Source organism: Streptococcus oralis, assembly GCF_003943825.1.
Classification (GTDB): Bacteria; Bacillota; Bacilli; order Lactobacillales; family Streptococcaceae; genus Streptococcus; species Streptococcus oralis_CD.
Genome location: NZ_RJNJ01000009.1, coordinates 16,322 through 41,433, shown reverse-complemented (window position 1 = coordinate 41,433; position 25,112 = coordinate 16,322). Strand labels below are relative to the sequence as shown.

Genomic DNA, 25,112 nt, shown 5'->3' with positions numbered 1-25,112 from the left:
TCTTTTGCATTTGTCAATAGGTTTTTAGAAAATTATTTAAAATTTTTCTATTTTTTTACTTACCGTTTACCGAAATTATCTAAAAATAGCATGAAAACGATCTTTTTATGTATGATAATTCACAAGAACATCAAATGAATTTTTTTACATGTAAAATAACATTTTTAGTCTATTATTTTAATTTTTTGACCTTAATACTACTCTTTTCTTTATATTTGTGGTAAAATCAAAATTGGAGAAAGAGAATCGAGGTGAAATTTATGGCTATTCCTAAATACCAATATATTAAAGATGAATTAAAAAACAAAATCATCTCTGGTCAATTTGCAAGTGGAGATAAATTTTATACAGAAGCCGAATTGATCGCGATGTACGATGTGAGTTCAATCACAGTTGTTCGTGCCTTGAACGACCTTGCTAAAGATGGCTACATTGTCCGCCAACAAGGGAAAGGTACTTTCGTTTCACGTGCCCGCAAGCACAAACTCGTTGAGTTTTCAGATGTCGAAATCTTTGAAACAAAAGACGATAAAGTTACTGTCCTTTCTATCGAGCGCGGAAACAAACTTGAATATTTAGATAAACTTGGATTACGTGGGGATCAATTCTACTATAAGATTGAACGTATTCGTCAGACAAACGACGTGACATACATCTACCACACATCTTATATTCCTGAGCAATACATCAATGCCAACTATCCAAATCTTGATTATTATAGCTCTATCTATACACGTTTCAAATTGGATTACCGCATTCACATGAGTGATGAACATTTTGAGGAAATCAACGAAATCGCATTCCCAACACCAGAGCATGCTGCTTCTGTACTCGGAATCGATACACAATTCCCAACTGTCTTCCAAACCAAGACTACAAAACTTGAGGCCACTGGCCAAGTCCTTGCCTATAGTGAAACTTATAAGCGAGCAGACTACTACAAAATCAAATTCATCTCATGTAACCGAGGTCATTAAGAAAAAGCCTGAGCCTAGCTCAGGCTTTTTCTATATTCATTAGAGCACGAGAAAGAAGTTGTGAAAACGCTAGGAAGGGCTCTTATTTAATTAGTAGCATTTTTACTAAAAACAAGGTAAAATTTCGTTTGTTTTTTTCATCTATTTAACCCCTTATCAGCAAATTTCTCCTAAATCTTATGATTTCCTCTATTTATTATAGTTCTTATATAAACCCACTTGACATTTTACTCCTTAGATAATAAAATAAAATTGGTTTTATGTAAACGCTATCATATATGATAATAACAAGGAGGTTTTGTCATGAAACTAGAAAAGAAACAGCGCTTCTCCATCCGTAAATACGCGGTTGGGGCAGCTTCTGTACTTATAGGATTTGCTTTTAGCGTACAAGTCGTATCTGCCGACGGGATTACTCCAGCTCCAACAGCTGAAGAAACTGTTCAAACGATTCAGGAGAGCCCACAAGCAGTCAAAGAAGCTGTAGACTCCAAGGTTCCAGAAAAACTGGAAGAAAAGGCTGACAAACCTGTAAAAGAGGAGGTCAAAGAAGACCAGGAGGTTCCTCGAACAGTTGCTCCAAAAACAGAAGAGTCAAGCGCACCAGTTGTGACAGATAATGCTACTCCAACTCCTACTGCCGAGAAAGAAAGCCCTGCCCCAGCTGAAACTCCTGCTGAAAGCACTTCTTCAGAAAAGAAAAATGAAGCCGTCACACCTGCAGTAGCCACTCCTAGCACGGAACGAGTAGCTCAGGTAAATGAAAAACTGGCAAAACGAAAAATGATCTCAATCGACGCTGGACGCAAGTATTTCTCTCCAGACCAACTCAAAGAAATCATCGACAAAGCCAAACACTACGGTTATACTGATCTTCATCTACTAGTTGGAAATGATGGCATGCGTTTCATGCTAGACGATATGACGATCAAAGCCAATGGTAAAACCTATGCAAGCGACGATGTCAAACGTGCACTCGAAAACGGAACCGATGCCTACTACAAGGATCCAAACGGCAACCATTTGACAGAGAGTCAGATGACGGACTTGATCAACTACGCTAAAAACAAAGGTATTGGTCTCATCCCAACTGTAAATAGCCCTGGTCACATGGATGCGATTTTGCATGCTATGAAAGAACTAGGCATTCAAAAACCGAACTTCAACTACTTGGGAAAAGAATCTGCTCGTACTGTTGACCTTGATAACAAAGAAGCGGTTGAATTCACAAAAGCTTTAATCGACAAGTATGCAGCTTACTTCGCTGGTAAATCTGACATCTTCAACATCGGACTAGACGAGTATGCTAATGATGCGACAAACGCTAAAGGTTGGACTGTCCTTCAAACACAAGGAAAATATAGTAAATTCATCACTTACGCTAATGACCTTGCTCGCATCGTCAAATCTCACGGCCTTAAACCAATGGCTTTCAACGATGGCATTTACTACAATAGTGATACTAGTTCTGGTACTTTTGACAAAGACATTATCGTTTCTATGTGGACTGGTGGATGGGGCGGATACGATGTCGCTTCTTCTAAATTTCTAGTTGAAAAAGGCCACCAAATCCTTAATACCAACGATGCTTGGTACTATGTTCTCGGACGCAATGCCGACGGCCAAGGCTGGTATAACCTGGACCAAGGACTCAATGGAATCAAGAACACTCCAATCACTTCTGTCCCAAAATCTGAAGGAGCAGATATTCCGTTCATCGGTGGTATGGTAGCTGCTTGGGCGGATACCCCATCTGCACGCTATTCACCATCTCGCCTCTTCAAACTCATGCGTAGCTTCGCAAATGCCAATGCTGAATACTTCGCAGCTGACTATGAGTCTGCTGAGCAAGCCCTGAAAGAAGTGCCAACAGACCTTAACCGCTATACTGCAGAAAGTGTCGCAGCTGTAAAAGAAGCTGAAAAAGCCATTCGCTCACTTGATAGCAACCTCAGCCGTGCCCAACAAGACACCATTGATCAAGCAATCGCAAAACTCCAAGAAGCTGTAAGCAACTTGACCTTCACACCAGAAGCTCAAAAAGAAGAAGACGCGAAACGCGAAGTTGAAAAACTTGCCAAGAACAAGGTAATCTCCATCGATGCTGGACGTAAGTACTTCACGCTTGACCAACTCAAACGCATCGTAGACAAGGCGAGCGAACTAGGCTACTCTGATGTGCATCTTCTCCTAGGAAATGACGGACTTCGCTTCCTCCTTGATGACATGACCATCACAGCTAACGGCAAAACTTATGCAAGTGACGATGTCAAAAATGCCATCATCGAAGGGACAAAAGCTTACTACGATGATCCAAACGGAACCACTCTTAGTCAAGCAGAAATCACTGAATTGATTGAGTACGCAAAATCAAAAGGTATTGGACTAATTCCAGCGATCAACAGCCCAGGTCACATGGATGCCATGCTTGTCGCTATGGAAAAATTGGGTATCCAAAATCCTCAAGCCAACTTTGACAAGGTCTCCAAAACAACCATGGACCTTGAAAACGAAGAAGCGATGAACTTTGTCAAAGCCCTCATCGGCAAGTACATGGACTTCTTTGCAGGCAAAACTAAGATCTTCAACTACGGTACAGACGAATATGCCAATGATGCCACCAACGCTCAAGGCTGGTACTACCTCAAATGGTATGGACTCTATGGCAAGTTTGCTGAGTACTCTAACACCCTTGCTGCTATGGCCAAAGAAAGAGGCCTTCAACCAATGGCCTTCAACGATGGTTTCTACTACGAGGACAAGGACGATGTTGAGTTTGACAAGGATGTCATCATCTCTTACTGGTCTAAAGGGTGGTGGGGCTATAACCTTGCAACTCCTCAGTATCTGGCAAGCAAAGGCTACAAACTTCTCAATACCAACGGAGACTGGTACTACATTCTCGGCCAAAAACCTGAAGATGGTGGCGGTTTCCTCAAAAAAGCAATTGAAAACACTAAAAAAACACCATTTAACCAGCTTGCATCTACCAAATATCCTGAAGTAGACCTTCCAACAGTTGGAAGCATGCTTGCCATCTGGGCAGATAGACCAAGCGCTGAGTACAAGGAAGAAGAAATCTTTGAACTCATGACTGCCTTTGCAGATAATAACAAAGACTACTTCCGCGCTAACTACAATGCCCTCCGTGAGGAACTTGCTCAAATCCCTGCAAGCTTGGATGGATACAGCAAGGAAAGCTTGGACGCCTTAAATGCAGCTAAAGAAGCCCTCAACTACAACCTCAATCGTAATAAACAAGCCGAGTTAGACGCTCTCGTAGCCAAACTCAAGGCAGCCCGCCTCGGCCTCAAACCAGCGGCAACTCACTCAGGAAGCCTAGACGAAAACGAACTAGCTGCCAACGTTGAAACCAAACCTGAACTCATCACAAGAGCAGAAAAGATTCCATTTGAGGTTATCAAAAAAGAAAATCCGAACCTCCCAGCTAAGCAAGAAAAGATTGTCACACCAGGTGTAGATGGCGAACGCACTCATTACATCTCTGTCCTTACTGAAAATGGTAAACAAACAGAAACCGTTCTAGATAGCCAAGTAACCAAAGAACCTGTGACCCAAGTGGTTGAAATCGGTGCCCCTATTACCCACAAAGGGGATGAAAGTGGCCTTGCTCCAGCTGCCGAAGCGAAACCAAGACTGGATATCCAAGAAGAAGATATTCCGTTCACTACTGTGACACGTGAAAATCCGCAATTACCACTCGGACAAACGCAAGTAGTCGTTACTGGTGTAAATGGTCGTCGTACGATTTTCTACTCTGTCAGCACTACTGCCGACGGCAAGGAAGAAAGAACCCTTGTCAATAGTGCGGTATCGCAGGAAGCGGTCGCTCAGGTGGTCGAAGTCGGAACTGCCGTTGAGAAAGCTGAGCAAGCTGAACCGACTACTAGCAAAGCAGAAGAAAAACAACTCCCTGCAACAGGAAGTCAAGACTCTGCAGGCTTGGTCGCAGCAGGACTCATGGCCACACTAGCAGCCTACGGACTCACTAAGAGAAAAGAAGATTAAACCCCTTCGATAAGCATAACAAAAAGCGAGATTGAATCTCGCTTTTTGTTATGATTAGTCACCAAGTCCGATACGTTCAAAGATATCATCCACTCGTTTAGTGTAGTATGCAGGATTGAAGATTTCGTCGATTTCCTCTTGAGTCAGGCGTGATGTCACTTCTGGATCTCCTTCTAGAAGCGGTTTAAAGTCTACTTGGTTGTCCCAAGAGTAAGCCGTTTTCGGTTGAACAAGGTCGTAAGCTTGCTCACGGGTCATGCCTTTTTCAATCAAGGTCAACATAGCACGTTGGCTAAAGATAAGACCAAAGGTTGAGTTCATGTTGCGTATCATGTTTTCTGGGAAGACCGTCAAGTTCTTGACGATATTTCCAAAACGGTTGAGCATGTAGTCAATCAAAATAGTCGTATCTGGTGTGATGATGCGCTCAGCTGATGAGTGGGAAATATCACGTTCGTGCCAGAGGGCTACGTTCTCATAGGCTGTTACCATGTGACCACGGATAACACGCGCAAGACCTGTCATGTTTTCAGAACCAATCGGGTTGCGTTTGTGAGGCATAGCAGATGAACCTTTTTGACCTTTGGCAAAGAACTCTTCCACCTCACGTTGTTCTGATTTTTGCAGACCACGGATTTCCGTTGCCATACGCTCGATAGAAGTCGCGATGCTGGCAAGAACTGCAAAGTACTCAGCGTGAAGGTCACGAGGAAGCACTTGTGTAGAGATTTCTTGGGCACGGATACCCAACTTGTCGCAGACGTATTGCTCTACAAATGGTGGGATGTTGGCAAAGTTCCCAACCGCACCAGAAATCTTACCAGCTTCCACACCAGCAGCCGCATGCTCGAAGCGCTCGATATTGCGCTTCATTTCGCTGTACCAAGTGGCCAATTTAAGACCAAAAGTTGTCGGCTCAGCGTGCACACCATGGGTACGTCCCATCATGATGGTGAACTTGTGCTCCTTAGCCTTATCAGCGATGATGTTGGTGAAGTTTTCAAGGTCACGACGGATGATGTCGTTGGCCTGCTTGTAGAGGTAACCATAGGCAGTATCCACCACGTCGGTAGAAGTCAAGCCATAGTGGACCCACTTGCGCTCTTCACCAAGAGTCTCAGAAACCGCACGCGTGAAAGCCACCACATCGTGGCGAGTCTCCTGCTCAATCTCTAAAATACGGTCGATGTCAAAGTCCGCCTTCTCGCGAATCAAAGCCACATCTTCCTTAGGGATTTCACCCAACTCAGCCCATGCCTCGTCAGCCAAGATTTCCACCTCAAGCCAAGCACGGTATTTATTTTCTTCACTCCAAATGTTCGCCATCTCAGGGCGAGAGTAACGGTTGATCATGTTGTTTCTCCTTTATAATTATTTTTTGTATAATCTCAGCATTTTTCGTATCCCCTAATTCCACATAGGCTTGTCTCAACATCTCTAAATCTTTAATGTCTAGGTATATAAATACCCTCCGAAAAACATCAATTGATTCTTTATATTTATTAGAATAAAATAATATCACGGCATATTCTATATATATTTGAGGTATTACAATCTCCTGATCAGGAATTTCTACTATCTCTTTTACCTTTTTATATAGATCATCCATATTATTCAGCCATGATTCATCAAATTCCATAAAGTATTTATAAGATTCTACTAGTTGCTTGTAACGCTTAAAATCTTTTTTTCTATAAGAATATATATTTAGAAAATCTTCTTTCAATTTTAGTCTAAAGCGAATCAGTAATTGTCTTACTATCTCTTCCTCACTCAAAACAACGCTTTTTATATAATTAGTTGATATCACTTCTGATAAAAGTACCCTCTCCTCTATATCCTCATGGTCAATATAGTAGAGGATACTCTTCGAAATAATAAGCTCTTTAGCTTCTTTTGAAAGCGATACTATTCTTTCCATAGCAAGAAGTATGTTAAGTAGCAAAAGTGGTAATTTCAATAGATTTGACTCCATTTGAAAATTAGCTACTAATAGAACTATCAAAAAAACAAAATATATCAAAAATTTCTTGAATAACTGAATTTCTTTACTAGAATTATACTGATATAGCCACATTAACAGTATTAAAGATAGAATCAGCAATGTACTCAACCAAGAATTAAGAGAAATATATTGAGAGATAGAATAATTAAAAAACAATACACTTATACATATTACTGTTGATAACTTTATCTTATTAATTTTTTTTGCACTGTTTTCTAAAAAGTAATTGTACATCACTTCTTCTAAATAATTTAAATTTTGAATCAATTTATAATAACTCAACTCACCAATTGGATAGAGTAAAAACATGGGCAATAGTACACTTGTTAAAGAGAGGAACAAAAATTTTAAATCATATAAAAACAACCAAATAATTGACAGTATCACTAAAGCAAATATTTCTAAAATAAAGGTTTTCCTAATCATTAGCACATTATATAAGCAATATGCACCTATTGTTAATGAAAAAGCTATAAAACCTAGATAAAAATCAAAATTTAAAATTCCAAGTCGATTTTGAAATGTATCGACTCCTTTTATAACAATATGGATAAATGATACCATTCCTAGAATAGAAATTATAATATAGGATAAAGAAAGACAATCTCGTTGTGAATTATCTTTTGAAACTTGATTGATTCTAGGTAATATCCATCGATTTATTATCCTTGCATTCTCCATAATTTCTCCCTAATACCACCTATAATAAGCTATTTAATTTTTTCTTCTGTAAATTTGTAATCTCAACAAAAAGATTTTCCAACTCTTGTTCAAAATTAATAGTTGGGGCTTTTGCTATTCTATCACTCGATTCAGTATACAATTTATGTAATAGGTATTCATTCTTGCAAATATCACTAATTCCTTTTTTCCGTATTGCATACTGCCTATTATCATGTATAACAAACATCTTCAAAGGATTATAAAGTAATAATTCCTCAAAAGCTTTATCATGAGACGAAAAATAGTGTAAATAAATCTCTTGATCTTTTTTATTATCCGAATACATCATCCATTCCATTAATCTTATATGAAAGATGTCCCAGATAGTATTTAACATTTTGCTTTGAGTATCCTTAGAAATTCCCTCTATTTTTTTGAACGTTCTAGATACATATTCATCATGCTTAAAATAGCCATCTAATAAAACTAACTCATTTTCAAGGTAGACATTCAATACATCCAATGAATATTTAAGTAAAGCATCTATCTTATGTTTGATAGTTCTATCCATTTTTATCAGAAATGCTTTACAAACTAAACAAGCAATAACATCATACTCTCTAATTTTTTCGTCTGAAAAATCTCCTATACTTGCAATTATTCCTTCTACTCTTATCTTTTCTTCTTCACTTAAGTTGATAAAAGGATAATTTTCAATAGTTGAATCAATTCTAGTAAATCTTAAATAGTTTCCAACTATTTCCTTCCATATAATTCTATCTTTAATTGCAAAAGTTTTTTTGGAACGTTCTAACATTGCTGTCGAAATATTATACTCAAAACCATTCTCTTTAAAATGCGACAGAAATCTTTTAAAGACTTGTTTTTCTTTATTTAATCGACCTTGAGAAAATTTATTAAAAAATTGTAAGATATTCAAATCAAGGTTAACAACTTTATGAATTGCTAGGGTACGATCTTTTACGTTTGAAATGCTACTATCCAAAATCCATGTTTTTGTATAATCCGATAGTCCATAAATTTGAAAACCATCATAATTAACATTGCTAAATGTTTTATCAAAATTTGACTTATTAACATCAAACAAAAAGATCTTAGTCCTTGATTCAAGGAATACCAAATCAAAAAACTCAGTTTTTAAAACTATATCCTCTAAATTATCAAGAATGTTTATCTTCTCTTGAAACTCTAAATATTGCGCCATTGAAGTAAAATATCTAGTACGCTGATTTGTAGACATTTGTTTAAACAAATCAGCTAAAACCACTATTGCTCCCTCTGTCCTTCTAGACGTTTCAATCATTTGTTTAACAATTATATCAATGTTATCATCCGGAATTTGTTCAAGTATTTGAATTACAAATAATAGATTATCAAGTTGAAACAATATAAACTCCTTAGATTAAAACTCCTTAACCTCATCTGGTTCACTACTAAATAAAGTCACATGTCCCATCTTGCGATTGTGCTTCGCTTCTATTTTACCATACATGTGAAGGTGGGCGCTTGGATTTTCTGCGACATATTTTTCAGCAGTCTCGACGTGTTGGCCGAGCACGTTGAGCATGATAGCTGGAGCATATAATTTTATTTCTGGCAACGGTGCTCCGAGAACACCCAAAATATGGGTGTCAAACTGCGAAAAATCACAGGCTTCGATTGAGTAGTGCCCTGAGTTGTGTGGACGTGGCGCAATTTCGTTGACGATGATGTCATCGGCCGTCGCAAACATTTCCACGCAAAGGGTTCCAGATAAGCTGAGCTGTTCTGCGATTCTCACTGCCATGGCTTTTGCCTTATCTGCTATACTTTCTGAAATGCGAGCAGGCACAATGGTTTTCGAAAGAATGTTGTTGTGGTGGATATTTTCCTGAACTGGGAAAACCGTCACGTCCTTGCCATTTCCTGATACGATGACAGAAATCTCAAGGTCAAAGTTGACGAATTCTTCCAAGACGCAGTCTGCTGAGTCGGCTAGTGCACGGGCTTCTTCCAAGTCTTCTTCCGAACGAATAACCTTTTGTCCATGCCCATCGTAGCCACCTGTAGCAGTCTTGAGGACATAGTTTTTCGATAGGTCAATATCTGCCAAATCTTGGCTTGAAGTCACAACCTTGTAAGGGGCCACAGTGACTTGTGCCTTGCTGGAAAGAAAGTCCTTTTCAAAGATACGATTTTGAGAAATGCGGAGCAAGTCCGTTCCTTGAGGGAGTTGCCCATCCTTGATAACAGCATCCAAACCGTTGGCATCGACATTTTCAAACTCATAGGTCAGGACATCGCAACTCTCAGCCAACTGACGGAGAGCATCCACATCGTTATAGGGAGCCACGATGATTTCTGCCACACGAGAAGCTGGGCAATCCGCCGCAGGATCCAGCGCGATGACCTTGTGCCCCATGTAGATAGCAGAAATGGCCATCATCTGCCCCAGCTGACCGCCACCGATAATTCCGATTGTTTTAGATGAGCTCATTTGTAGACTCCTCTGCGATTTTCCCTTGTTCTTCTGCAAAATCTGCCAATGCTGTCGCGATAGCCTGATCTTCTACTGAGAGGAGACGGAGGGCAAAGAGGGCCGCATTGGTCGCTCCTGCTTCACCGATAGCCATAGTCGCAACAGGCACGCCACCCGGCATCTGTACGATAGAGTAGAGCGAATCCACGCCACTAAGGGCACGAGATTTGACGGGCACACCAATGACTGGAAGGGTTGTTTTAGCAGCAACCATTCCTGGCAAATGGGCTGCGCCACCTGCACCTGCGATAATGACCTTGATACCACGGCTACGAGCTTCCTCCGCATGTTTGAACATGAGGTCTGGTGTACGGTGGGCAGATACAACTTTCTTTTCGTAGGCTACACCGAAGCGGTCCAGGACTTCTGCTGTTTTTTGCATGGTTGCCCAGTCGGATTTTGAGCCCATAATAATGGAAATTACTGGTTTCATTTCTTCTCCTTTTTCTTCCTTTCAACAATCACCTTAGGTTGTGAGGGACGGCAGCAGCCACCAAAGGTGTCTCATGCCTAAATCGGAAGCCCAAGGTCTTCCGATTTCCCTGAAGGCTTGGCTAACAAAGCCAAGCCTTCTTTCACAACGGCGGTGATTGCTCTATATTAGCTCGCTAATGCTCGCAAACCATACGACCATTAACGTATTTTGTGAATTTTTATTTTTCTTTTTAATAATCGTCTAATGTAGTGCGGACGTAAGCGAACGCTTGTGGCGTTCCATTACTAAAACTGGAGCCTAGGTCTCCAGTTTTCCGCTCCTAGTAGCAAAGCTACTAGGAGTTCCACTACTGCGACGATTATTCTATAGTGGCTCGCTTTCGCTCGCCATGGCAAATATGTCTGTTAATCTTTTATGGCCTTGCTTCCGATATCTGTTCGGTAAAAGAGGCCTTCTGTGTTTTGTTTGTTGAGTTCGCCGTAGATGGTGTTTTTGGCTTCTTTGACGGTGTCTGCTGTGGTGACCAGCATATAGACACGTCCGCCGTTTGAGAGCAGTGCTCTGCTATTTTCCGAAAACTTAGCTCCGGCATAGTAGGTGATGATATCTCCCTCAGTTTTTTCTGGCAATTCAACACCTTTTTCATAGTCTAGCGGGTAGCCGTTTGACGCGACAACCACGCCGAGAGTCACACCCTTGTCCGTCCAAGTGATGTTTGGCTCCTTGCTATCGAGGATATCCGTGATATTTTGTGCAAAATCGGAGGTCAGACGAGGCAAGATAATCTGAGTTTCTGGATCTCCGAACCGAGCGTTGAACTCGATAACCTTAGGTCCGTCTACTGTCAAGATAAGCCCTGCGTAAAGGACACCAAGATAAGGACGACCTTCTTTGATCATTCCTTCAAGAACTGGCTTGACAATAGTCTCAACCGCCGTATCAACTACGCTCTGTGGCAAGTGAGGAACTGGCGCATAAGCTCCCATACCACCCGTGTTAGGGCCCTTGTCGCCATCATAGGCACGTTTATGGTCCTGAGCCGTTGGCATGATGTAGAACTTGTCCCCATTGACAAAGGCAAAGAGAGAGAACTCTTCTCCGTCAAGGAATTCCTCGATGACCACTCGCGCCCCCGAGTCACCGAACTTGTTGTCCAAAAGCATCTCGTGAGCGGCTTCGACCGCTTGCTCAACCGTCTCCGCAACGACGACACCTTTCCCGAGCGCCAATCCATCCGCCTTGACAACGATAGGAGCGCCTTTCTCCTCGATATAAACCTTGGCCTCCTCGAAATCTGAAAATGTGCCATAGGCTGCTGTCGGAACGTCATATTTGACCATGATTTCCTTAGCAAAATCCTTGGACCACTCCAGCTCCGCTGCAGCCCTAGTCGGACCAAAGGCCTTGAGACCAGCTTGATTAAAATCATCCACAATTCCAGCAGCAAGGGCATCATCTGGCCCGATGAAGGTCCAAGAGATATCGTTGCTCCTTGCAAAGTCAATCAACTTAGAATGTTCGGAAATAGAGATATTCACCAATTCCAGGCCATCCAGAGTCATTCCGTCATTTCCAGGAGCTACAAAGACTTTTTCAACGTCTTTTGACTCAAGCAACTTCTTAGCAATCGCATGTTCACGACCACCCGAACCGACAACTAACAGCTTCATCTTACAACCTCTTTTGCGAATTATTTACTAATATTATAACACAAACGTTCGTTTTAATCTTGTTTTGCTCCGCGTTTTTACGCAAAAAAGGGAAGAAACTGTTTTCTTCCCTTTTATTTTCTTAATGTCTAAAATGTCTCACGCCTGTGAAGACCATGGTCAAGCCATATTTATCCGCAGCTTCGATGGATTATGTTTACAAATTAATTTTTTAATATAGAAAGGTTTCTTAAATCTAAGTTGAAATAGAAATTGATTAAAGCAAGTCCAATATTTCTTTAACAAGTTCAAGCTCATCAATTTCTAAAGCAATAGATAGGTTACGAATATTTTCTAACGATGGAATATTTTTACCATTTTCGTAGTTACATAGCGTTTTTTCACTAATCCAATCATCGCAATCAAAAAATTTTTGGCTACGATCATCTATAAATCCCTGTCTAGATTTTGGTAAGTCTGTTAAGCTCGCTCTGTGTTTTCTTATTAAATTTCCTATTTCTCTGTGTTGTGTTTCATTTTTTCTCAAAGTCATATTTTTATTATAACACAAAAAGAACCTAGGTTCCTTTATTTTTTTTAAAAAAAAGATATAATACTAGTATAGCAATTGAAAAATCAACTTGCTGAATAAATTTTTAGGAGGCTTACTATGAGCTCAACATTTAATTTTAAGGCTAGCGCCGTTCGAACTATCGAATCCCCCTCACAAAAAGGTGTCACTACCTATTTTGTATATCTCAACTTTAGAGATCTCCCTTCCAACTTACCGATGGAAGTCAATCCGAGACAACCTAAAATGACTACAGCAGTTGCCAAATCGTTAATTAATGCTGTCAAGTCGCCTGACACTGATTTCGATATCAATAATCGGGGAATAGTAATTGTTGCTAAACAATTCAAATTCACACCCAATCAAAACTTGGTATCTTTAGATTTAGGAGATGATCCTCAAAATTACGGAATCCTGGATGGTGGTCATACATACAAAGCGATTATAGATAATAGAGATCAGATTCACTCCGGACTAGATAAATTTGTCAAGCTTGAAATTATTGTCGGTGAACAATTGACAGTTTCACGTATAGCTGATGCACGAAACACTTCTGCTCAAGTTAGTGATATCGCATTATTTGAACTAGATGATAAGTTTGATCTAATTAAAGACTCGTTGTCAAATGAGCAATACGCCTCAGAGATTGCTTATAAAGATAACGAGAATAAAAGAATTCCAATTGCTGAATTAATTCGTTTGATGTTTACTTTCAATATTAAACGTTTTCCAGACGATAGTACTGCACCAGTATCTGCATATTCTGGAAAACAAGCAGTATTCAAAGATTACCAAAAGGAATTCGGAACAGACAATAATATCTATGAAAAATTAGCACCTTTTCTTCCTGACCTAGTTGATCTTTATGAGCTAATTCAAAAGGAACTTCCTAACAAATACCAAGAATATAAAAATTCTGAAGGAAAGAATGCAGCATTCGGAAGAATTCGTGGAGTAGAGGGATCTGGAAGTTATTATACCGACTTCACTGAACAATCTATCAATTACAATATCTCTACTGGTTTTTTGATGCCTATTTTCGGTGCCTTTAGAGCATTACTTAGAGAGTCCGATGGAAAAATCAGTTGGGAATTCGATCCTAAAGATGTATGGAAAATCGCTGGAACAAGACTGGTACAAAATACTTTCGACACAGATACTAACCCTCAACAAGTTGGAAAAAGCAAAACACTATGGCAAGCTAATTATAGAATCGTTGACAGTGTTAGAAAAGATTTGCTGTTAGACAAGCTTTTGAATGAAAGAAATTAGGATAAATTTTCTATAGAAGAATCTGCATAGTTTGTGTAACTTAAACTATCAAAAAAGCACTCAACTTTGACTTGAGTGCTTTTTCTATATTTTAAAAATTTTTATCATTAATACTGGTATACGATAAAATAAATTTAACGAAAAATGAATAAAATCTTAATGTCTAAAATGTCTCACGCCTGTAAAGACCATGGTCAAGCCGTATTTATCCGCTGCTTCGATAGATTCTTGGTCACGGACAGATCCACCTGGTTGGATGATAGCTTTGATACCTGCTTTGGCGATTTCTTCCACGTTATCCGCAAATGGGAAGAAGGCATCTGAAGCAAGAACAGCACCATCAAGACGGTCTTTAGCTTGATCAATGGCGATGCGAACAGAAGCCACTCGGTTGGTTTGCCCTGGGCCAACACCGAGTGTCATATGGTCGTTGGTTACGATGATACCGTTTGATTTGACGTACTTGATAGCTTTCCAAGCGAACTCAAGGGCAGTCGCTTCAGTTTCTGTTGGTTGGCGTTTGGTAACGACTTGCCAATCAGCTGGGCTTTCTTTTACCACGTCTTGGTTTTGCACCAGAAGCCCACCGACCACGCCTGTGTATTCTGCTTCCACTTCACTAGCCTCTTGAGCGTCAAATGGCAAGGCAAGGATACGCAAGTTTTTCTTTTTATTGGTCAAAATAGCTAGCGCTTCATCCGTATAGCTTGGTGCAATGATGATCTCGAGGAATACACCATGCATCTTCTCAGCTGTTGCAGCATCCACCTCACGGTTAAGAACAACGATACCACCAAAGATAGACACTGGGTCAGACTCATAAGCGTAGTCCCAAGCAGTCTCGATGTCATCAGCCTGACCGATTCCACATGGGTTCATGTGTTTGAGAGCCACAACGGTTGGACGGTCTTTGAAGTCACGGATGATACGGATAGCAGCATCCGCATCACGGATATTGTTAAATGACAATTCCTTGCCGTTGAGCTGTTTCGCTGATGCAATCGAATAGTCAGTCGGCAAAGCTTTTTGGTAGAAGTCAGCGTCCTGCTGAGGATTTTCCCCATAGCGCATGGCTTGTTTGAGGTCATAGGTCAAAGTGAGCTTTTCTGGTTTTGTTTCACCCACTTGAGCTGTGAAATATTCTGCAATCAAGGCATCATAAGCTGCTGTGTGACGGAAAACCTTGGCTGCTAAACGTTGGCGAGTTTCATAATTAGTTTCACCATTGGCTGACAACTCATCAAGCACCACTGCATAGTCAGCAGGATCTACCACAACCGTTACGCTGGCGTGGTTTTTCGCTGCTGAACGAAGCATGGATGGCCCACCGATATCGATGTTTTCAACTGCGTCAGCGTAGGTCACATCTGGTTTGAGAATCGTTTCCTTGAAAGGATAAAGGTTGACTACAACAAGGTCAATCAATTCGATATTATTGTCCTTAGCCGCTTGAAGATGGCTATCCAAATCACGACGAGCCAAGAGGCCACCGTGGATATTTGGGTGAAGGGTCTTGACACGACCGTCCATCATTTCTGGGAAGCCCGTCACATCATCAATTGCAATGGTCTCCACCCCAGCATTATCAAGGGTAACCTTTGTCCCACCTGTCGAGATAATGTCCCAACCAAGTTTTTTGAGTTCTTGAGCAAATTCAACAATGCCCGCTTTGTCTGAGACACTAATTAAGGCGCGTTTAATCATGTTATTTCCTTTCATTTACTTATCCAACAATTCTCTAATAACCTCTGGATACAACTTGTACTCAGCCTCATGAATGCGAGCTTCAAAGCTTTCGATGGTATCATCAGCTAGTCGTGGTACGCGTACTTGTTTGATGACCTTGCCTGTATCCACACCCGAGTCCACCCAGTGAATGGTCACGCCAGACAGGTCTACGCCAGCATTCCAAGCGTCCTCAATTCCATGAGCTCCTGGAAATTCGGGCAGGTAGGCTGGATGAATGTTGATAATTCGACCTTCATAAGCCGCCAATAAGGTTGGGCCGACGATTTTCATGTAGCCGGCGAGGCAAACCAAGTCAATCTGGTGTTCTTCCAAGAGTTCGACAAGGGCTGCTTCGTAGTCCGCCTTGTTCTCGAATTCCTTGAGTTCAAAAGCATAGGACAGAACGCCGAGCTTGTCTGCACGCTCGAGCACATAGGCGTCTCGATGGTCTGAAAAGACAAACTCCACCGGAAATTCTTCAGCAATCACCTGAAAATTTGAGCCGTTACCAGAGGCAAAAACCGCTATTTTTTTCATTTGATGATGACACTTTCGTTTTCTTTCTTGACGATGCGACCAATTTCATAGACTGGTTCATCCAGCAATTCTTTAACGCGACCTACATTTTCAGGGCTAACTGCCAGCATGAGTCCCACACCCATATTGAAGATTTCAAACATTTCTTCATGCTTTATTTTACCGTATTTTTCAAGAGCTTTGAAAATCGGAAGGACTGGAACCTTGTCTTCTTCAATCTCCGCAGCTAGGTCAGCCGCAAACATACGAGGAACATTTTCGATAAAGCCGCCACCTGTGATGTGGGCAATACCGTTGACCAACTCTTCTTTGATGAGTGGTAAGACAGCTTTGACATAGATACGAGTCGGCTCAAGAAGAACTTCCTTGAGTTTCTTGCCTTCCAATTCTGGCAAGACTTCCTCACCTGTGTAGTCCGCAAAAACACGACGAACGAGGGAGTAACCATTTGAGTGAATCCCACTTGAGGCAAGTCCGAGAAGAACATCACCTTCAGCTACTTTTGAGCCGTCTATTATTTGAGATTTTTCAGCCACACCGACTGCAAAACCAGCCAGATCGTAGTCATCTGCGCCATACATACCAGGCATTTCAGCCGTTTCCCCACCGATGAGAGCAGCGCCTGCCTGCACACAACCTTCTGCCACACCAGCAACGACTTGTTCTAGTTTAGCTGGTTCATTCTTCCCTGTCGCGACGTAGTCAAGGAAGTAAAGAGGCTCCGCACCTGCAGCGATGATGTCATTAACACACATGGCCACACAGTCCTGCCCGATGGTATCGTGCTTGTCGTACTTGATAGCCAGCATGAGCTTGGTTCCGACACCGTCAGTCCCTGAAATCAAGACGGGCTCTTTGACACCTGTTTTTGAGAGATCAAACATGCCACCGAAACCACCAAGAGCTCCCATGACACCCGCACGCTCCGTGCGAGCCACGTGCTTTTTGATCCGCTCAACAACTTCATAACCCGCTTCAACATCTACACCCGACTGGGCGTACGCATTTTTATTTGCCATTTTATTTTTCCTTTTCTTTGAGAAGATTGCGACGTATTTTTAGATAAACAATTATTTTATCTAAAAATACTAGTCAGGGCTCTAGCTTTGGTCCCATAGGGCAAAGCGTCTACTGACAAATGCTTTAGCTTTTAGTCAGTAGCGAGACGTGGCGCATAAGCATTTTTATTTGTCATCTTTTTTCCTCTTCCTTTCCTTTAATGGAGAGGCTTCATCCGCCTATTTGTAAAAACTGGTCTTTTCTTCCAAACTTCTACGATAATCTTCCTCATAGTCATAAAGAGGTGTTGGATAATCGCCGTCAAAGTAAGCGACACAGAGACCACCATTCGGCGCATCTGTTTCAATACCAATCGAATCAATCAAGCCATCAATCGAAAGATAGGTCAGACTATCCGCACCAATGATTTGGCGAGTCTCTTCGACCGTATGATTGGCCGCAATCAACTCCTGACGCGTCTGGATATCAATCCCGTAAAAGCATGGATAAGCTAGTGCAGGACTTCCAATAGCAACGTGAACCTCGGACGCACCAGCTTCTTTCAAAAGCTGAACGATACGGCGGGAGGTTGTCCCGCGAACAATGGAATCATCAATCATGACCACACGTTTGCCTTTGACAACACCCGAAACAGCAGACAGTTTCATCCGCACCCCTTGCTCCCGCAATTCTTGAGTCGGTTGGATAAAGGTACGTTGCGTGTATTGGTTTTTGATGAGACCCATTTCATTTGGCAGACCTGATTCTTCTGCAAATCCCATAGCTGCGCTCAGCGAGGAATTTGGCACACCGACCACAATATCTGCTTCGTGCTTGAACTCACGCGCTAATTGAGCCCCCATACGTTTGCGAGCTGTATGGACATTAACACCATGGATATTAGAGTCAGGACGGGCAAAGTAGATATACTCCATAGAGCAAATCGCCAACTGGGTATCATTCGTATAGCTATCGTACTGAATCCCATTGTCATCTACGATTACAATCTCTCCTGGTTTCACATCACGAATCCACTCGGCACCAATGACTTCAAAAGCACAGGTTTCTGACGAAACGACCATCGCTCCGTTTGCCATTTTCCCAATAGAAAGTGGACGGAAGCCATTAGGATCAAGCGCCGCAATCAACTTGTCCTCAAACAGCAGGATATAAGCAAATCCACCTTTGACAAGGCTGAGCGCCTCTTTGATTTTGCCCATCAAGTTCGGATTGTGACTCCGACGAATGAGGTGGGCCAAGATTTCCGAGTCCGAAGTTGAACTGAAAATAGCTCCTCTTAGTTCCAATTCTTGCTTGAGCGATTCGGCATTGGTCAAGTTTCCGTTATGAGCAAGTCCAAACTGCATATCATGAAAGCGAAAGAGGAAGGGCTGAATGTTATCCACAGAAGCTTCGCCAGCAGTCGCATAACGCACATGCCCAATCGCGCTCGTTCCTGTCAATTTATCCAAATTAGCAGGATTTCTGAACACTTCTGATAAAAGCCCCATATCACGATGACGCTTCAATTTCCCCTGATCATTGGAGAGGATTCCTGCCCCCTCCTGACCACGGTGCTGAAGACTGTGGAGCCCAAAATAGGTCAATTTAGCAGCATCTGGATGTCCCCAGATACCGAAAACACCACATTCTTCATTAAGAGATTTTACTTCGTATGTCATTTTTTATACCTTTTATTTCCCTGTGAAATAACGTACAGCCGACGCAAACAGGTGCTGGTCTTTATTCCCTGGAATATTTTGGAAAAGACCTTCTTCATAACGTTCTGAGTGTCCCATTTTACCGATGATTTGGCCGTTCTTGCTGGTAATTCCTTCGATGGCATTTACAGAACCATTCGGATTGTACTTAGAGTCCATACTTGGTTTGCCTTCAAAGTCAACGTATTGGCTAAAGATTTGACCATTGTCACGGAGCTCTGCAAATTCCTCAGCTGTCACGACAAACTTCCCTTCACCGTGCGAAACAGGAATAGCGTGGATATCGCCCACTTGCACACCAGCCAACCATGGTGAGTTGGTATTGGCAATTCGCGTTTCTACCATCTTAGCTACGTGCTGGTTGGCATCATTGTAGAAGAGGGTTGGACTAGTGCTACTTGCATCTTCAAAGTTACCATATGGAAGAAGACCTGATTTGACGAGGGCTTGGAATCCATTACAGATACCGATAATCAAGCCACCACGAGCGATAAAGCTATCAATCGCTGCACGCACTTTTTCATTAAGAAGGATATTGACAATAAACTTAGCTGACCCATCCGGTTCATCCGCAGCGGAGAATCCGCCTGCAAAGAAGAGAATGTTTGCCTTGCCGATATTGTCAACCATAGTTTCAACTGACTTGACAATGGCTTCTTCATTCAAGGTCACGAATGGCACCAAGTTAACCTCTGCACCTTCTTTTTCAAAGGCCTTGGCTGAGTCATATTCTGAGTTGGTTCCTGGGAAGACTGGAATGTAAACCACAGGTTTTTCAATAGTTTCCTTGGCTTTGATGACTGCGTCAGAAGCGACAGCTGGAACTTCAGCCAGTTCTTTGGCTTGGGCAAATTCTGTTGGGTAAACTTCTTCCAGTTTCCCTTGGAAGGCACTGTCAAGTTTGTGTCCATCTAGCTTCACACCGTTGACAGTCAGTGTAAAGTCTGCTTTCGTTTGACCAATCTTCTCAACTCCAATGATTTCTTCAGGAGATGTGAAGACAAATCCGCCTAGCTGAGCTGTCAAAGAATTTTCAAGTTCAGGCAAGGTCACCTCTGCACCGATATGATTCCCAAAAGTAGCCAGAGCCAAGCTTTCAAGGACACCACCATATTTGACAGCTGATGCAGATGTCACTTTGTGAGCCTTTTGAAGGGCTTCGAACTTGGCAAAGTTAGACTTGATCAAGTCAAAGTCAATATCAGCAGAAAGGGCTTGACCTGGGATGTAGTAGATATTTTCACCAGCAGTCTTGAACTCAGGAGAGAGAACTTGACGACTATCTGCCGTTGTCACCCCAAAGGCAACCAAGGTTGGTGGTACTGTCAATTCTTCAAAGGTACCTGACATAGAGTCCTTACCACCAATAGATGGCAAACCAAGTTGGATTTGTGCTTCGATAGAGCCTAGAAGGGCTGCTACTGGTTGACCAAAACGCTCAGCTTGCTTGTCCATCCGCTCGAAATATTCTTGGTATGAGAAACGAGCCTTGGACCAGTTTGCACCAGCAGCCACCAAACGAGCAGTTGCTTCGATAACCGCATAGGCAGCGCCATGATATGGAGACCATTCTGCCACATATGGGTTGAATCCTTGGGCCATAACAGACGCAGTATGAGTCACACCGTGTTGAACTGGCAATTTCTGCACAGATGCTTCACTTGGTGTGAGTTGGTAGCGACCACCAAGTGGGTGATTAACCGTTGAACGACCGACCGAACAGTCAAAGATGGTTTGCAATCCTTTTTGACTCGCATGGTTGAGATCAGATAGAACCGCAAGGGTATCTGCTTCAAGTGTATCAACGCTTGTTGTACGTTCTTCTGGGAGTTTGGCATCCTTGTCCACAACCTTGGCATCAACGACTACGCGCACACCGTTTGTATCAAGGAAACGACGTTCCAAGTCCACGATGGTTTCACCATTCCAGTGCATGACTAGATTTGGTTTTTCAGTCACTGTCGCCACCACAACAGCATCAATATTCTCTTTGTTACATTCAGCAACGAAGGCATCCACATCCTCAGGACGAACCACCACAGCCATCCGTTCTTGAGATTCAGAGATGGCAATTTCGGTACCATTCAAGCCCTGGTATTTAAGAGGCACCTTGTTGAGGTCGATTTCAAGACCGTCTGCCAATTCACCGATGGCTACACAGACACCACCAGCACCAAAGTCGTTGGATTTCTTGATGAGACGAGTGACATCACCATTACGAAAAAGTCGTTGAATCTTGCGTTCTTCGATGGCATTCCCTTTTTGAACCTCAGCACCAGCAGTCTCTACAGACTCAACTGTTTGAACCTTAGAAGACCCTGTCGCACCACCGACACCGTCACGTCCAGTCTTACCACCGAGCAAGATAATCACGTCACCAGCTTCCGGTTTTTCACGAACAACATTTTCCTTAGGAGCAGCACCGACAACGGCACCAAGCTCCATGCGTTTGGCTACAAAGCCTGGGTGGAAGTACTCACGAACGTAGGTCGTCGCAAGACCAATCTGGTTACCATACGAAGAATAACCGTGAGCCGCTGTTTTAGAAATGACCTGTTGTGGCAATTTACCAGCACGAGTTTCTGAAATCGGCGCTGTAATATCACCAGCACCTGAGATACGCATGGCTTGATAAACGTAGGAACGCCCTGACAATGGGTCACGAATGGCTCCACCGATACAGGTAGCAGCCCCACCAAATGGTTCAATTTCCGTTGGGTGGTTGTGAGTTTCATTCTTGAACATGAGGAGCCATGGTTCCTTGATACCATCAACGTCCACTTCGATTTCTACTGAGCAGGCGTTTATTTCATCAGACACTTCCATGTCGTCCAAACGTCCATTAGCACGCTCATAACGACCGAAAATAGTCGCCATGTCCATCAAGGTTTGTGGTTTTTCAGACCGACCTAGTTCCTCACGCATGGCAATATACTTGTCATAAGTCGCTTGCAATTGCTTTTGGAATTTAGAAGCTGAGAAATCAATGTGTTTCAACTCAGTCTCAAAAGTCGTGTGACGGCAGTGGTCAGACCAGTAGGTATCCAAGACCTTGAGCTCAGTCTCAGTTGGCACGCGCCCGATTGACTTGAAATAGTCTTGGATAAAGAGCAAATCGTCCACTTCCATGGCCATCCCTTGCTCGGCCTTGTAGCGAGCAAAGTCTTCTGCCGTATAACTTTCAAAGAAAGTCAATTTAGGAATGGTCTTGTCCGACTCTGAAAATTCCTGCTTGGCAATCCCTGTCGTGATGTCCTTGAAACGAGAATCCACTGGATTGAGCAGGTAGTTCTTGACCGCTTCCAACTCAGTCGCATCAATATCTTTATTGACCAAGTAAAGTTGAGCTGTGTTGACCGTCACATCACTCGTACTTCCCAGTAAAAGCAAGGCTTCCTGTGAAGAAGCTGCACGCTGGTCAAACTGTCCTGGCAGGCTTTCAATGGCAAAGAAAGCATAATTGACAAGATCAGCCTGCACAGCCGATTCATCCAAGACATGGTCTGTCACCTGCTCAGAGAAGATATGCTTCTCGGCAGGCGCAAACAAGTCCTCTGACAAGTCAAAAACATCATAAACTTGCACGATACGGATACTTTTCAAGGTTGAAAGTCCCAAGTTGTGCTGGAGCTCTCTCACCAAACTCTCTGACTTAACCTGAAAATCAGCCTTTTTTTCAACAAAAATACGTTTATTCATCAATTCTTATTCCTTTATTTCAGCTCTTGCAATGTTCCCCAATGACCTTGAAGGTGTTATTTTAAACCTTGCAACTTTTCCCAAACAATCTCGTAAACGTCTGTTAGTTCACCTAGACCTCTACGGAAAACATCCTTATCCATGTGGTTACCGTCAGCGTCCCAAAGTCGGCAGTTATCTGGTGAAAATTCGTCTGCCAAGATAATCTTGCCATCCTTATCAAAACCAAATTCCAGTTTAAAATCGATTAACTTAAGACCAATCTCAGCAAACCAAGCTTTCAAGAGCTCATTGATACGACGGGTTTCTTCTTTCAAGTAAGCAATCTGCTGGTCATCCGCAATTTTAAGGAATTTCACATGCTCGTCATTGATAAAGGGGTCATCCAAATCATCATTTTTATAGTAAAATTCTACAATTGGAGTCTCAAATGCGATACCTTCTTCCACCCCAAAACGTTTTGAAAAGGAACCAGCCGTGTAGTTGCGGAGCACAACTTCCAAAGGAATAATCTCCACCTTTTTATTGAGCTGTTCCGTGTCTGAAAGTTTTTCCACAAAGTGAGTCGCCACACCAGCCGCATTTAATTTCTCAAAAATAAAAGATGAAATCTGATTATTCAACACTCCCTTACCCGCAATCTGCTCCTTCTTGACACCATTGAAAGCAGTCGCCTGGTCCTTATAAGTCGAAATAATAAGATTTTCATCCTCTGTTGTATAGATATCCTTGGCTTTTCCCGAATAGATCAGTTGTTTTGACATTTTAAAGTTCGCCTTTCGTTTTACTTGAGCACATTCTACCACAAAAGCATGAAAAATTCAAGGTTTTTACGAATAAATAACGTTTTTCTGTTTTAAGCGTAAAGAAAAACTGCAAGATGAACTCTTCTTACAGTTTTAAAATCATTTATCCTCTGAAAAACACGAATATTACCCTTTATTCAAAAATTGATCCCAAAAATAACGGAGATAGCTTTTCTTTCCCGTAATCATCTGCAGGCGGCCTTCTAAACCATAGCGAAGTTTTTCAGCCTGCTCCGAAGTTAAATTAGTCTCCGCCTCAATTTTAAAGAAATTTCCTTGTTCAGTCTTTGTAGCTGTCGCATCAATACTTGTAATCGTGGAATCCAGGAAAATTTGATTCTTGGCATCATTAGTCGTAGTATAACGAACAGAGTCCCCAATCTTGACTCTAGCAACATCTTTTGAACTGAGATAAGCTGTGAGTTTGGTTTTCCCTTCTTTTTCCAAGGATGGGTAGAGTTGGGCTAGCAGGGTTCCTTCTGCGACCATGGTAGATTCACTAGTCTCAGGATTGAGGTGAAGCACCCCATCCTCACTTGCTGTAATCTTTCCCTTATCTAGGAGACCTCCCTGTACCTTCTTACCCGATTCTGCCTCCAAAATTTTCTGATCTAGAAGAGTTAATTCCTGGCCAACTTTGACTAAGTGCTGAGACTTGAGCGATTCCAGCTGACTATCCAGTCCCGTTGCGTGGGCCTGCTGAGCCCCAGATCCCGCATACTGCACACGATAAGTAGCTAAACTAGACTCTAGCTGGGTGATTTGAGCATCCACTTGCGCAATAACTTGCGATTTAGCGTGCGGATCTTCTTCACCTTGATTTTTATAGGTCTGGTAAAAAGAGTAGGCTGGATTCTGACTATCTAGTTGATCTCCCTTTTCAATCGCTGACTTGGCTGTTTTGTAGTCTCGTATTTTTTCCTCTGTTTGGCTGATAAGATTGCCAATCTCGGCCTGGCTCTGACTTGCTGCCGCATTTTGAGAGGAGATGCTGGCATTTTGCTGAGAAACATTACTTCTAAGACTACTAGCTTGGCTGAGATAGTCTCGAAACATCTCCTGATAACCAAACTTATCTGCTTCTGGAAATTGATCACTCCCCTCTTTCAAACTGGATTGCAAATACCCCAACTGCTTTTTTTGATCCTTTAACATCTCCAATTGACTGGCATATGCCTCAACCTGGACAGCCTCCGCCCCTTGCTGGTACTGAACGAGCAGATCTCCTTGCTTAACCAACTTGTTTTCTTCCAGATAGTTGCCCACAATGCGTTGGTTGCTAGTCGACTGGATATTGGCAATGATCCGACTAGGTTCGACAGTCGCTCTGGTAGACAAACTAATCTCCTTCTCTGCAAAAACTGCAAATCCTAGTAAAAACACGAGCAGAAGTGACATAGGTAAAATCACCCGACTGGAAAAATTATGATAACGACGATTATAAAACTCCGCACTTTCTAAAAATTCTGGTTTCATCTTCT

17 protein-coding genes and 2 pseudogenes are annotated in these 25,112 nt (G+C 42.2%); 3 read left to right on the top strand and 16 right to left on the bottom strand.

Annotated features, from left to right (window positions below):
* Positions 1-260 precede the first annotated feature (260 nt).
* A complete protein-coding gene (locus tag D8863_RS08225) occupies positions 261-977 on the top strand; it encodes a GntR family transcriptional regulator (protein WP_001007181.1) in 717 nt (238 codons plus the stop codon).
* 303 nt (positions 978-1,280) lie between these two features.
* Entirely contained in the window at positions 1,281-5,006 is a 3,726-nt protein-coding gene (gene strH, locus D8863_RS08220) for an LPXTG-anchored beta-N-acetylhexosaminidase StrH (RefSeq protein ID WP_125441620.1), read from the top strand.
* A 54-nt stretch (positions 5,007-5,060) separates the two neighbouring features.
* Here the strand turns inward: strH and purB are convergent, their stop codons facing one another.
* The 9 genes and pseudogenes from purB to D8863_RS08180 form a co-directional block, all read right to left on the bottom strand.
* The gene (gene purB / locus D8863_RS08215; RefSeq protein WP_000610730.1) at positions 5,061-6,359 is read right to left on the bottom strand and encodes an adenylosuccinate lyase; all 1,299 of its coding nucleotides are present in this window, start codon (positions 6,357-6,359) and stop codon (positions 5,061-5,063) included.
* Positions 6,334-7,692: a hypothetical protein gene (locus D8863_RS08210; RefSeq protein WP_125441619.1), complete on the bottom strand. Its 1,359-nt coding sequence runs from the start codon at positions 7,690-7,692 to the stop codon at positions 6,334-6,336. Before D8863_RS08210 ends, purB begins: the two co-directional genes overlap by 26 nt.
* A 19-nt stretch (positions 7,693-7,711) precedes the next feature.
* A complete protein-coding gene (locus D8863_RS08205) occupies positions 7,712-9,082 on the bottom strand; it encodes a hypothetical protein (RefSeq protein WP_125441618.1) in 1,371 nt (456 codons plus the stop codon).
* Between the two features lie 15 nt (positions 9,083-9,097).
* Complete coding sequence (gene purK, locus D8863_RS08200; RefSeq protein ID WP_260469769.1) at positions 9,098-10,171, bottom strand: 5-(carboxyamino)imidazole ribonucleotide synthase; 1,074 nt, start codon at positions 10,169-10,171, stop codon at positions 9,098-9,100.
* Positions 10,158-10,646: a 5-(carboxyamino)imidazole ribonucleotide mutase gene (purE, locus tag D8863_RS08195; RefSeq protein WP_000805604.1), complete on the bottom strand. Its 489-nt coding sequence runs from the start codon at positions 10,644-10,646 to the stop codon at positions 10,158-10,160. Before purE ends, purK begins: the two co-directional genes overlap by 14 nt.
* A 28-nt stretch (positions 10,647-10,674) precedes the next feature.
* Positions 10,675-10,767, bottom strand: a pseudogene (locus D8863_RS11335) (phosphoribosylaminoimidazole carboxylase); the annotation flags it as partial.
* Between the two features lie 286 nt (positions 10,768-11,053).
* Positions 11,054-12,319, bottom strand: a complete 1,266-nt coding sequence (purD, locus tag D8863_RS08190) for a phosphoribosylamine--glycine ligase (protein ID WP_125441616.1) — start codon at positions 12,317-12,319, stop codon at positions 11,054-11,056.
* Positions 12,320-12,440: 121 nt separating this feature from the next.
* Positions 12,441-12,509, bottom strand: a pseudogene (locus D8863_RS11365) (IMP cyclohydrolase); the annotation flags it as partial.
* A 66-nt stretch (positions 12,510-12,575) separates the two neighbouring features.
* Positions 12,576-12,869, bottom strand: coding sequence for a helix-turn-helix domain-containing protein (locus D8863_RS08180; RefSeq protein WP_260469768.1), 294 nt, complete (start codon positions 12,867-12,869; stop codon positions 12,576-12,578).
* 99 nt (positions 12,870-12,968) lie between these two features.
* Here D8863_RS08180 and D8863_RS08175 point away from each other — a divergent pair, with 99 nt between their 5' ends.
* Positions 12,969-14,141, top strand: coding sequence for an AIPR family protein (locus D8863_RS08175; protein WP_084852961.1), 1,173 nt, complete (start codon positions 12,969-12,971; stop codon positions 14,139-14,141).
* 156 nt (positions 14,142-14,297) lie between these two features.
* Here the strand turns inward: D8863_RS08175 and purH are convergent, their stop codons facing one another.
* From purH to comB, 7 genes are all read right to left on the bottom strand, one after another.
* Positions 14,298-15,845, bottom strand: a complete 1,548-nt coding sequence (gene purH, locus D8863_RS08170) for a bifunctional phosphoribosylaminoimidazolecarboxamide formyltransferase/IMP cyclohydrolase (RefSeq protein WP_125441615.1) — start codon at positions 15,843-15,845, stop codon at positions 14,298-14,300.
* 15 nt (positions 15,846-15,860) lie between these two features.
* Positions 15,861-16,406 carry a phosphoribosylglycinamide formyltransferase gene (gene purN, locus D8863_RS08165; protein ID WP_125441614.1) on the bottom strand — a complete coding sequence of 182 codons (546 nt, stop codon included), beginning with the start codon at positions 16,404-16,406 and terminating at the stop codon, positions 15,861-15,863.
* Complete coding sequence (gene purM, locus D8863_RS08160; protein ID WP_125441613.1) at positions 16,403-17,425, bottom strand: phosphoribosylformylglycinamidine cyclo-ligase; 1,023 nt, start codon at positions 17,423-17,425, stop codon at positions 16,403-16,405. The genes purN and purM overlap by 4 nt, the downstream gene beginning before the upstream one ends.
* A 219-nt stretch (positions 17,426-17,644) precedes the next feature.
* Positions 17,645-19,087 carry an amidophosphoribosyltransferase gene (gene purF / locus D8863_RS08155; RefSeq protein WP_125441612.1) on the bottom strand — a complete coding sequence of 481 codons (1,443 nt, stop codon included), beginning with the start codon at positions 19,085-19,087 and terminating at the stop codon, positions 17,645-17,647.
* 12 nt (positions 19,088-19,099) lie between these two features.
* The gene (locus D8863_RS08150) at positions 19,100-22,825 is read right to left on the bottom strand and encodes a phosphoribosylformylglycinamidine synthase (protein WP_125441611.1); all 3,726 of its coding nucleotides are present in this window, start codon (positions 22,823-22,825) and stop codon (positions 19,100-19,102) included.
* Positions 22,826-22,881: 56 nt separating this feature from the next.
* Entirely contained in the window at positions 22,882-23,589 is a 708-nt protein-coding gene (purC, locus tag D8863_RS08145; protein ID WP_000043286.1) for a phosphoribosylaminoimidazolesuccinocarboxamide synthase, read from the bottom strand.
* Positions 23,590-23,757: 168 nt separating this feature from the next.
* Positions 23,758-25,107 carry a competence pheromone export protein ComB gene (comB, locus tag D8863_RS08140; protein WP_125441610.1) on the bottom strand — a complete coding sequence of 450 codons (1,350 nt, stop codon included), beginning with the start codon at positions 25,105-25,107 and terminating at the stop codon, positions 23,758-23,760.
* Positions 25,108-25,112 lie beyond the last annotated feature (5 nt).

What these genes read in the sequence shown, in the direction of transcription:
- D8863_RS08225 (WP_001007181.1), top strand. Translation starts at nt 261, where the DNA reads ATGGCTATTCCTAAATACCAATATATTAAAGATGAATTAAAAAACAAA.
- purH (WP_125441615.1), bottom strand. Translation starts at nt 15,845, where the DNA reads ATGATTAAACGCGCCTTAATTAGTGTCTCAGACAAAGCGGGCATTGTT.
- purD (WP_125441616.1), bottom strand. Translation starts at nt 12,319, where the DNA reads ATGAAGCTGTTAGTTGTCGGTTCGGGTGGTCGTGAACATGCGATTGCT.
- purM (WP_125441613.1), bottom strand. Translation starts at nt 17,425, where the DNA reads ATGGCAAATAAAAATGCGTACGCCCAGTCGGGTGTAGATGTTGAAGCG.
- strH (WP_125441620.1), top strand. Translation starts at nt 1,281, where the DNA reads ATGAAACTAGAAAAGAAACAGCGCTTCTCCATCCGTAAATACGCGGTT.
- purC (WP_000043286.1), bottom strand. Translation starts at nt 23,589, where the DNA reads ATGTCAAAACAACTGATCTATTCGGGAAAAGCCAAGGATATCTATACA.
- purE (WP_000805604.1), bottom strand. Translation starts at nt 10,646, where the DNA reads ATGAAACCAGTAATTTCCATTATTATGGGCTCAAAATCCGACTGGGCA.
- D8863_RS08210 (WP_125441619.1), bottom strand. Translation starts at nt 7,692, where the DNA reads ATGGAGAATGCAAGGATAATAAATCGATGGATATTACCTAGAATCAAT.
- purF (WP_125441612.1), bottom strand. Translation starts at nt 19,087, where the DNA reads ATGACATACGAAGTAAAATCTCTTAATGAAGAATGTGGTGTTTTCGGT.
- D8863_RS08175 (WP_084852961.1), top strand. Translation starts at nt 12,969, where the DNA reads ATGAGCTCAACATTTAATTTTAAGGCTAGCGCCGTTCGAACTATCGAA.
- comB (WP_125441610.1), bottom strand. Translation starts at nt 25,107, where the DNA reads ATGAAACCAGAATTTTTAGAAAGTGCGGAGTTTTATAATCGTCGTTAT.
- purB (WP_000610730.1), bottom strand. Translation starts at nt 6,359, where the DNA reads ATGATCAACCGTTACTCTCGCCCTGAGATGGCGAACATTTGGAGTGAA.
- purK (WP_260469769.1), bottom strand. Translation starts at nt 10,171, where the DNA reads ATGAGCTCATCTAAAACAATCGGAATTATCGGTGGCGGTCAGCTGGGG.
- D8863_RS08150 (WP_125441611.1), bottom strand. Translation starts at nt 22,825, where the DNA reads ATGAATAAACGTATTTTTGTTGAAAAAAAGGCTGATTTTCAGGTTAAG.
- purN (WP_125441614.1), bottom strand. Translation starts at nt 16,406, where the DNA reads ATGAAAAAAATAGCGGTTTTTGCCTCTGGTAACGGCTCAAATTTTCAG.